Raw genomic sequence first — 2,239 nt, 5'->3', positions numbered from 1 at the left:
GCCGTCAGCCGCGCTCTCCTGCTGCTGTGCGCCTTCAAGGTCGTCACGCTGCCCGGCCCGGACTTCACCAACGACGTCAAGGTCATCTACCGGGGCTGGTTCGACGTACTGGCCTCGGGCGCCTTCCCGCAGGACGACGTCACCTGGCAGTACCCGCCCGCCGCGGCCCTCGCGGTGCTCTCTCCGGCGCTGCTGCCCTTCCTCGACTACGCGTCCGCCTTCTACCTCCTGGCGTGCGCCGCCGACGCGTTCACCTTCGCGCTGCTCATCCGTGCGTCCTCACGTCCGGGCAGGCGCCGCGCCGGCGTGTGGGGCTGGGTCGCGGGAGTCGCCCTGCTGGGGCCGACGGCGTACGCGCGCTACGACCTGATGGTCACCGCAGTCGCGGTCGCAGCCCTGTTCGCCGGGGCCCGGCATCCCCGAACGGCCGGTGCGCTGGCCGCGTTCGGAGCGATGCTGAAGGTGTGGCCCGCGCTGCTGCTGCTCGGTACACCGCGAGGCAGCCGTACGCGCACGACCTGGATCACGGCGCTGATCACCGGCGCCGTCGTCATGGGCGGCTTCGCCGCGGCGATGCCCGGTGCGTTCGCCTTCCTCGGCTTCCAGCAGAGCAGGGGCACCGAGGTGGAGTCACTCGGTGCTCTGGTCTTCCACGTGGCGCGGCAGTTCGGCTGGGACGGGCAGGTGCTGCTCAACTACGGCTCGATGGAGTTCGTCGGGCCCCAGGTGAACCTCGTCAGCGACGCCGCGCTGATCCTCACGGTGCTCGCCTTCGCCTGGCTGCTGATGTGGCGGCTGCGCGCCGTGGAGTGGACACCGTCCACCCCGGCGGACGCCGCGCTGACGGCCGTACTGCTCTTCACGACCACCAGCCGCGTCATCAGCCCCCAGTACATGATCTGGCTCGTCGGTCTGGCCGCCGTGTGCCTGACGCTCAGCGCGAGTTGTCAGGTGCTTCCGTCGGTCCTGGTGCTGGTGGCGACGGGAGTGACACTGCTGGAGTTCCCGCTGGGCTTCGCCCACGTCGTCGCCAGCGACTGGCAGGGCATCGCCTTGATGGTCGTGCGCAACGGGCTGCTGGTGGCCGCCTCACTGATGGCGTGCGCGCGCCTGTGGCGTACGACCGGACCACTGGCGGGGCCGGACGTCAGGACAGTTCGTCGCGCACGTACGAGCGCCACCGCTGGGTGAACTCGGGCAAGGACAGCCCCAACTCGTCGCGCAGGGCACGCGCGAGCACGCTCTTGGTGTCGGTCCCGCCGGACTCCCCCACCCGCTCGTAGAAGCTCATCAGCTTCTCGTCGCCCCACTCGTCGGCGATGAGGCGGCATGCGAGCCAGCCGCTCTCGTAGGCGCGTCCCAGCGCCTCCGGGTCGTTGCCGAAGCGGAAGTCACGGTCGGAGGGCAGCTCGCGCGGCGCTTCGCCCTTCTTCACCGCACCCAGGAGCTCGGCGGCGGCCTCCTTGGGCGTGCGCTCGGTGCCCTGGTAGCCGATCCAGTCGGCCAGGCCCTCCGAGAGCCACAGCGGGGTGGAGGAGCCGGTACGGGTGCGGCTGGCGACGTGGACCGTCTCATGGGTCACGACGACCTGGCGGCCCTCCTCGCTCAGCAGCCCGTACGCCCGGGGGTTGATCACGATCCGGTCCGCGGGCGCCTTCGAAGCGCCTCCTGCCTCGCCCGTGGTGACGGCGGCGATGCCCTCGTACGTGTCCTCGTCGGCGTCGAGCAACTGTGCCATCCGGCGCAGCGAATCGGGCGCCTCCACCACCACTCGTCGAGGCCACTTCCGCTGCCAGACGCGGTCCACGGCCGAGACCGAACGGTCGGCGTCCCGCGCGAGCCCCTCCAGCACGTCCCGGCTGCGGCCGACGCCGAGCACCATGCTGTTCTCGCCGCGTACGACGGTGATCTCCCCCTGCTCCCACAGCTGCCGATCGCTGTGCGGCAGTTCGGAGCTGACGTACCAGCGGCCGTCGCGCTCGGTGAGGGCGAGCCTTTCTGTGGCGGTGACGGGGGCGCGGTCGTCACCGCGCAGCCTGTACTGCAGCCGTACGTGCGCCTCGAGCCGGGAGCGGCCACCCTCCTCGGCCCGGCGGACGCCCGCCACCCGGTAGGTCCACTGGGTCAGCGGCAGGCGGCGCAGGTTCGCGAACACCTCGCGCTGCGCCTCGCGATAGCGCTCGGCCCGCGGATCGACGGCCGCCAGATAGCGGCGCTCGTCCCCGCTCCGGACCGCCGC

The 2,239-nt window shown here is 71.7% G+C and carries 2 protein-coding genes; one reads left to right on the top strand and one right to left on the bottom strand.

Translation table 11 applies throughout. The features are described from left to right. The coding region (locus H5J26_RS30430) for a glycosyltransferase family 87 protein (RefSeq protein WP_181769174.1) at positions 1 to 1,191 on the top strand (1,191 nt) is incomplete at its 5' end. On the opposite strand, the gene H5J26_RS30425 is transcribed toward H5J26_RS30430, so the two are convergent. Next, on the bottom strand, positions 1,148 to 2,239 hold a 1,092-nt coding region (locus H5J26_RS30425), incomplete at its 5' end, for a hypothetical protein (protein ID WP_181769173.1). The two genes, H5J26_RS30430 and H5J26_RS30425, sit on opposite strands and share 44 nt — an antisense overlap.

The sequence above is a fragment of the Streptomyces albidus (ex Kaewkla and Franco 2022) genome, assembly GCF_013870515.1.
In the GTDB taxonomy this organism is placed as follows: domain Bacteria; phylum Actinomycetota; class Actinomycetes; order Streptomycetales; family Streptomycetaceae; genus Streptomyces; species Streptomyces albidus.
Note: the sequence above shows the minus strand (reverse complement) of the source record. Positions and strands in the feature narration are given on the sequence as shown.